Source organism: Parvibaculum sp., from assembly GCF_035325945.1.
Lineage (GTDB): Bacteria > Pseudomonadota > Alphaproteobacteria > Parvibaculales > Parvibaculaceae > Parvibaculum.
The window spans coordinates 43855-51086 of sequence record NZ_DAOKYX010000020.1; the positions used below are offsets into that span (position 1 = coordinate 43855).

Annotated in this window: 8 protein-coding genes; all 8 read right to left on the reverse strand. The window is 64.6% G+C overall.

Annotated elements, in window-relative coordinates:
* Positions 1-154: 154 nt before the first annotated feature.
* On the reverse strand, positions 155-307 hold the full coding sequence (gene ccoS / locus PKA57_RS10620; RefSeq protein ID WP_324300341.1) for a cbb3-type cytochrome oxidase assembly protein CcoS: 153 nt from the start codon (positions 305-307) through the stop codon (positions 155-157).
* Positions 304-2535 (reverse strand): heavy metal translocating P-type ATPase, encoded by a 2232-nt coding sequence (locus PKA57_RS10625; protein WP_324300343.1) that lies wholly within the window; start codon positions 2533-2535, stop codon positions 304-306. The genes ccoS and PKA57_RS10625 overlap by 4 nt, the downstream gene beginning before the upstream one ends.
* A 10-nt stretch (positions 2536-2545) precedes the next feature.
* Positions 2546-3064, reverse strand: coding sequence for a FixH family protein (locus tag PKA57_RS10630; protein WP_324300344.1), 519 nt, complete (start codon positions 3062-3064; stop codon positions 2546-2548).
* Positions 3061-4596 carry a cytochrome c oxidase accessory protein CcoG gene (gene ccoG / locus PKA57_RS10635; RefSeq protein ID WP_324300346.1) on the reverse strand — a complete coding sequence of 512 codons (1536 nt, stop codon included), beginning with the start codon at positions 4594-4596 and terminating at the stop codon, positions 3061-3063. Before ccoG ends, PKA57_RS10630 begins: the two co-directional genes overlap by 4 nt.
* Positions 4597-4607: 11 nt before the next feature.
* Positions 4608-5492 carry a cytochrome-c oxidase, cbb3-type subunit III gene (gene ccoP / locus PKA57_RS10640; RefSeq protein ID WP_324300348.1) on the reverse strand — a complete coding sequence of 295 codons (885 nt, stop codon included), beginning with the start codon at positions 5490-5492 and terminating at the stop codon, positions 4608-4610.
* On the reverse strand, positions 5489-5659 hold the full coding sequence (locus tag PKA57_RS10645; RefSeq protein WP_324300350.1) for a cbb3-type cytochrome c oxidase subunit 3: 171 nt from the start codon (positions 5657-5659) through the stop codon (positions 5489-5491). Before PKA57_RS10645 ends, ccoP begins: the two co-directional genes overlap by 4 nt.
* Before the next feature lie 9 nt (positions 5660-5668).
* Positions 5669-6397: a cytochrome-c oxidase, cbb3-type subunit II gene (gene ccoO / locus PKA57_RS10650; RefSeq protein WP_324300351.1), complete on the reverse strand. Its 729-nt coding sequence runs from the start codon at positions 6395-6397 to the stop codon at positions 5669-5671.
* Positions 6398-6407: 10 nt separating this feature from the next.
* A partial coding sequence (locus PKA57_RS10655; protein ID WP_324300353.1) for a cbb3-type cytochrome c oxidase subunit I occupies positions 6408-7232 on the reverse strand: 825 nt, incomplete at its 5' end.

A 7232-nucleotide genomic window follows, 5' to 3' on the forward strand; every position in this document is an offset into this window, starting at 1 on the left:
ACGCGGCCCTCTCCAATCCCCACCCGGCATGGTCTCTGCTTTCAGCGCATTGCTCCGTCGTCAACCCGGCATCGATGGCGCCAAGCAGGCGCGCCCCTGTCAAGGAAATTCGGGCCTCGGTATCAAACCGCGACGGCAGGCAGCGCCCGATGACTCAGAGAGGCTTGTCGTCATCGTCGAGAAGAATGCGCTCGGCCGCGCCGTCGAGATCCTCATATTGCGAGGTCTTGAGCGACCAGAGAAAACCGGCAAGGCCCAGCGCGCCGAGCAGAAGCGCAGCCGGAATGAGATAGACGAGAACGCTCATAGGCGCACCTCCGCCTTCTGCCCCCGGTTCAGACGCAGCGAATTCAGCGTCACCGTGATCGAGGACGCCGACATCGCGATGGCGGCAATGAGCGGCGTCACGAAACCCGCAAAGGCGAGCGGGATCGCGACCGCATTATAGGCGAGCGAGAGCCCGAAATTCTCGAAAACGAGGCGGCGGGATTTCCGCGCCACCTCGATCGCCTCGACGACGGGCGCGAGCTTCGCGCCCTGGAAGATGAAATCGGCGGCGACCTGGCTCACATCGGCGGCGCTTGCAGGCGAGATCGAGACATGCGCGACCCGCAGCGCAGGCGCATCGTTGAGCCCGTCGCCCACCATCAGAACCTTGCGGCCCTGATCGGCGAGTTCCTTCAAGCGCGCGATCTTCGCATCGGGCCTGGCGCCCGCCCGCCAGACGGAAATGCCGAGCGCATCGGCGGCGCTGCGGGCCGCGGGCTCGCGATCGCCGGAAAGCAGCTCGATGGCGAAACCGCGCGCCTTCAGCGCCGCAATGGTCTCGACCGCGTCGGAGCGGAGCGTATCGTTGAAGCGGAAGCAGACGGGCATGCCGTGCCCACGCTTCAGCCAGATCTCGGAGCCGCCATGCTCCTCGTCACCCGCCGCCGCGACGCCGACCCAGTCGCGATTGCCGAGCCTGATCGTCCGGCCGTCGAGCGTGCCTTCGAGCCCCTGCCCCGGCTCCTCACGCACGTCGGAGAGCACGGGCAGCGGCACGGCGCCGACGCTTTCGGCAAGCGCGCGGGAAAGCGGATGACGGCTCGTCCGCGCAAGTGCTGCCGCCATGGAAAGGTCGGTGGCGCTGTGGCTCTCCGCATTCACAAGTTCGGGCCGCCCCAGCGTCAGAGTGCCGGTCTTGTCGAAGACGATGGTGTCGATCTCCGCCAGACGCTCGAGCCCGTCGGCCGCTTTCACGAGCACGCCGCGCCGCAGGAGCCGTCCCGTCGCCACCACCTGCACCACGGGCACCGCAAGCCCCAGCGCGCAGGGGCAGGTGACGATCAGCACCGCGATCGCATTGGTGAGCGCGGTCGCATAGCCGGCGCCCATGGCAAGCCAGAAGATGACCGTCGTCAGCGCGAGAACATGGACGCAGGGCGCATAGATGCGCGCGGCGCGATCCGCGATGCGGACATAGGCGGAGCGTCCCTGCTCGGCCGTCTCCATGAGGCGGACGATCTCGGAGAGGAGCGAGTTTTCATCACGCGCCGTCACCGTGACGCTGAGCGGCGCCGTCATGTTGAGCGTGCCCGCGAAAACGGGCGTGCCCTGGCGGACCGCTTCCGGCACGCTCTCGCCCGTCACCAGGCTCGTATCGACGTCGCTCTTGCCGCTGGCGACGAGGCCGTCGGCGGGAATGCGGGCACCCGCCGCGACGGCGACGACCATGCCCGGCTCCAGCGTCTCGACCGCGACGGAGCGCTGCGTGCCGTCCGCCTCTATGACGGTCGCAGCGACCGCGCGAAGGCCCAGCAGGTTCTGCGCCACGGAGCAGGCGCGGTTGCGCGCCTGAATGTCGAGATAGCGGCCGATCAAGAGGAAGAAGATGAGCGTGATGCTCGCGTCGAAATAGACGTGCTCCGAATTGACGATGGTCTGGACGAGGCTCATCGCTGTGGCGAGCGTGATCGCCAGCGAAATCGGCACGTCCATGTTCATCTGCCGCTTCTTCAGGCTCGCCCAGGCGGAGCGGAAGAAGGGCTGGCCCGAATAGACGATGGCCGGCAGCGCGATCAGCGCGGACACCCAATGAAAGAAGGCCCGCATCTCCGGTTCCATGTCGGTGACGAGCCCCGACCAGACCGACACCGACAGGGTCATCACGTTCATCGAGGCGAAGGCCGCGACACCGAGGGCGCGAAGAAGTCTCTTCGCCTCCGTCTCATCGAGCACGCCCATGAGCTTCGTATCGAAGGGAACCGCCTCGAAGCCGATGGAGGCGAGCTTGTCGACAATGGCGGAAGCCTTGAGCGCCGCCGCGTCCCAGCGCACCGAAACGCGCTTCGTCGAAAGATTGGCGCGCGCGAAGGTGACGCCTTCGAGTTCATTCAGCGCGCGCTCGATGCGGCCTATGCAGCCGGCGCAATGCATCGACTGCACCACGAGATCGAGCCGCGCCTCGCCGCCGTCCTCGGCGACGCGCACGAAGACACCGGGATCGACCCTCGGCGCCGTGACGGGTTGCTCGTGTCTCGCTGTGTCCGCCATGCCTCTTTACCTAACGGGCCTTGATGAAGACGCGCTTTTCCTCGACGAAGGTTTCGCCCTTGTCGTCGAGGGCGGCGACGCGGATCGCCCACACGCCGTCATAGGGGAGCAGGAATTGCGCCTCGTATCGGCCAGGCGCCGTTTCCGCGAGCGGCTTCGCCTGATCCGCGCCCGCCACGACCGGCCGCCAGAATGTCGCCCGCACCTTGAGCCCGTTGAGCGGCGCACCACCCCGATCGGCGAGCGTGAGCACAAGTTGCGTGCCCTGAGGCGCGCTGCCCGGCTTCACATCGAGCGAGGATTTCCAGCCGCGCGCCTTCTGCACCTCCATGGCCTCGATGACCTGATTATAGGCCCGGCCCTTCTGATAGGCGTCGTTGACCTCAAGACCGTCGAAAGTCGCCACCGCCTTGAAGATGAAGTAGCCATTGACCGCGAAGACGATGCCGAAGCTCGCAAGGCAGATCGCGAGAAAATGCCAGCCGGTGAACCGGCCGGGACCGGAGGAGGTTGCGTTGTTCGCCGTCATTGTTCAGGCCCTCTGAAGCTCGTCTCCACCTGCGCCGTCTTGCCGGTTTCGGGAATTGTAGCGACAAAGCGGATCAGCGCCTCGCCGTCCTGAAGCTGGCCGAGCCGCTCCTTGGGAAGGCTCACGAAGAGCTTCACCGATTTCAGCGTGTCGGCGCCGACATCCACGCGCGAGGGATCGCCATTTTCGGCAGTGGTGATGAGATGAGCGCCATCGAGACCCTCGACGCTGACGCGCACGGTGTGCGGATAGGCTTCCTTGTTGATGATCTTGACGTTGTAGCCATTGCGGATGCTGCCATCCGACAGGGTCACGAAAAGCGGATTGCGGTCGCGCAGAACGCTGACCTCGAGCGTGTGGCGCGTCACCAGCGCGACGAGCATGACGGCGGCCACAGCGACCAGCGCCACCGAATAGACGATGGTGCGGGGGCGCACGAGGTTGAGCTTCGGCGGCAGGCCCGCCTTGCGGCGCTGCTCATTGCCGAGCGTGTCATAGGCGATGAGCCCTCTCGGGCGGCCGACGCGATCCATGACGTCGTTGCATGCGTCGATGCAGAGCGCGCACTGGATGCACTCAAGCTGCATGCCGTCGCGAATGTCGATGCCCATGGGGCATGCCGCCACGCATTGCGCGCAGTCGATGCAATCGCCGCGCCCTTCCCAGCTCGTGCCCTTCTTGTGCGCGCCGCGCGGCTCGCCGCGATCGACCTTGTAGCTCACAAGGAAGGAGTGCTCGTCGAACATCGCGCCCTGGATGCGCGGCCAGGGGCACATATAGATGCAAACCTGCTCTCGCGCGATGCCGCCGAGCGTATAGGTCGTAAAGGTGAAGAGCGCGATGAAGACATAGGCGAGATAGGGCGCCTCGAATGTGAAGAGGCTCACCGCCAGCGCCGGCGCGTCGGCGAAATAGAAAATCCACGCGCCGCCCGTCGCCACCGCGATCGCCATCCAGAGCGTGTGCTTGACGCCCTTGCGCCAGAATTTGTTGAAGCTCCAGGGGCTCCGGTCGAGGCGGATGCGCGCCGAGCGATCGCCTTCGATCATGCGTTCGATCAGGATGAAGAGATCGGTCCAGACCGTCTGCGGACAGGTGTAGCCGCACCAGACACGTCCCGCGAGGCTCGTCACAAGGAAGAGCCCGATGGAGGCGAGGATCAGCAGGCCGGTGATGTAGTAGAATTCCTGCGGCCAGATCTCGAGGAAGAAGAAATAGAAGCGCCGGCCCGGAAAATCGAGCAGCACGGCCTGATCGGGGAGATGCGGTCCCCGATCCCAGCGCAGCCAGGGCGTGAGGTAATAGATCGACAGCGTCACCGCCATCACGATCCATTTGATGCGGCGGAACGTGCCCCGGACGAGTTTCGGCTGAACCTTGACCCGGCTTTCATAGAGCGGGATGACGTTCGGCGAATTCACCGCCTCGATGGGCTCCTCCCCCTCGCGGTGCTGCGCACCGGAGAGGGCGGGCCTCACTTCCGCCACCGCTTCATCGGCAAGAGCCTGAAGCTTCAACTTCTCCTGGGGCATTTTACGCTGCCTTACTTGCCTCCGCCGAGGGAGTGGACATAGAGAGCGAGTTCCTTGACCGTGCCGGTGCCGAGGCGAGCGCCCCAGGCCGGCATGACGCCGTTGCGGCCATGCGAGATCGTCGCCACGAGCGAGGCCTTGTCGCCGCCATAGAGCCAGATCGCATCGGTCAGGTTCGGCGCGCCAAGCTCCTGATTGCCCTTCGCGTCCGCGCCGTGGCACGACACGCAGTTCTGGGCATAGACTTCGGCGCCGCGCTTTGCCGCGTTCGCATCGGTCGCGGCATCGTTGAGCAAGAGCACATATTCGGCGACGTCGTTCACCTGCTCGCGCTTGAGCATGCCGTCATCGAGGAAGCGCGGCATCTGGTTCTGGCGCGTGTTCTCGTCGGCTTCCCAGCGGATGCCATGGGCGATGGTCGTCTGAATGTCGGCAAGCGTGCCGCCCCAGAGCCAGTCGTCGTCGTTGAGATTGGGGAAGCCGTTGCCGCCCTGCGCGCCCGAGCCGTGGCAGCCCGCGCAATTGTCGCCGAAAGCGGCCTTGCCGCCCGCGAGCGCCACTTCCAGCAGGCTCTCGTTCTTCGCGATCTCCTCGATGGGCGTCTCTTCGATCACCTTGAGCGTTTCGGCGCGACTCGCGGCGAGGGCCTTGAGCTGAGTCGCGACTTCGCTGCGCTCGGTATAGCCGGCGACGCCCTTCGTGTAGGTCCAGCCCTCTCCCGTGAGATAAGGCCAGGCCGGATAGACGACCCAGTAGCCCACCGCCCACACGATGCACGCGAAGAAGAGATAGGCCCACCACTTCGGCAGAGGGTTGTTGAGTTCGCGAATACCGTCCCACTCATGGCCGGTCGTCGTCGTTCCCGACACCTCGTCCACATGCACCTTCTCACTCATGGCCGGGGGCCCCCTTCATCGTCGTTCAACGGCAAGCGTGCAAGATGTTCAAAAGTCCGCGCGTTGCTCGGCCAGAGCGCATAGCCGAGCGCCGCCACGAACAGGGTGATGAAGATCGCCAGGCCGGCCATACCCGCCCATGCCGATGCGAATCCGTGTGCCATCATGGCGTCACCTCACTGATTGAAGTCGGCATTCTCGTAGGCATTGAAGTCCACGAGGGTACCGAGCATCTGGAGGTAGGCGATCATCGCGTCGAGCTCCGTGATCTCCTTCGGATTGCCGTCGAAGTCGCGCGCGACGGCCTTTGGATAGCGCGCCATCAGCCCTTCGGTGTCGGCCTCGCTCGAAGCCTGCGCCTCCAGGTCGGCCTTGGCATTTGCGATGTCCTCATCCGTATAGGGAACGCCCGTGACGCGAAGCGCCTTCATGTCGTTCTCGATCTGCCTGTAATTGAGCGGCGTCCTGGCGAGGAACGGGTAGCCCGGCATGATCGATTCCGGCACGATCTTGCGCGGGCTCTCCATATGCAGGCGATGCCATTCGTCCGAATACTTCCCGCCGATACGGGCGAGATCCGGGCCGTTGCGCTTTGAGCCCCACTGGAAGGGGTGGTCGTACTTGCTCTCGGCCGCGAGTGAATAGTGGCCGTAGCGCTCAACCTCGGCCCGCAGCGAGCGGACCATCTGGCTGTGGCAGAGATAGCAACCCTCGCGGATATAGATGTTGCGACCCGCCAGTTCGAGCGGCGAGTAAGGCCGTACGCCCTTCACATCCTCGATCGTCGTCTTGATGAGGAAGGTGGGGACGATCTCGACGATGCCGCCGATCGACACCGCCATGAGCGAGAGCAGAAGCAGGAGGATCGAGTTCTTTTCGATCGTGGCGTGAGTGAATCTGGACATGCGATCCTCCTCACTCAGCCGGCTGCGCGGCGAGCTGCGGCGTTGCCACAGGCTCGGCGACAGGCTCGCTCTCGCGGATGTCGCCGCGGATCGTGCGCCAGCAATTATAGACCATGATCAGGGCTCCAGCGAGATAGAGGGCACCGCCCAATGCGCGGATGACGAAGAAGGGATGCATCGCCGCGACCGTCTCCACGAAGGAGTAGACGAGGAAGCCCTGCGCGTCATAGGCGCGCCACATCAGGCCCTGCAGGATGCCCGACACCCACATTGAGGTGATGTAGAGCACGATGCCGAGGGTCGCGATCCAGAAGTGCCAGTTCACGAGCGCGAGCGAGTAGAGACGCTGACGCTTCCAGAGCCAGGGCACGAGACAGTAGACGGAGCCGAAGGTCACGAAGCCGACCCAGCCCATCGCGCCGGAATGCACGTGTCCGATCGTCCAGTCGGTGTAGTGCGAGAGTGAATTCACCGCCTTGATCGACATGACCGGACCTTCGAAGGTCGACATGCCGTAGAAGGCGACCGAGACGACGAGCATGCGGATCACGGGATCGGTCCTGAGCTTGTCCCATGCGCCCGAGAGCGTCATCAGGCCGTTGATCATGCCGCCCCAGCTCGGCATCCAGAGGATGATCGAGAAGGTCATGCCGAGGGTCTGCGCCCAGTCAGGCAGCGCCGTGTAGTGCAGATGGTGAGGGCCGGCCCAGATATAGGTGAAGATCAGCGCCCAGAAATGGACGATCGAAAGCCGGTAGGAATAGACGGGACGCTCGGCGCGCTTCGGCACGAAGTAGTACATCATGCCGAGGAAGCCCGCGGTCAGGAAGAAGCC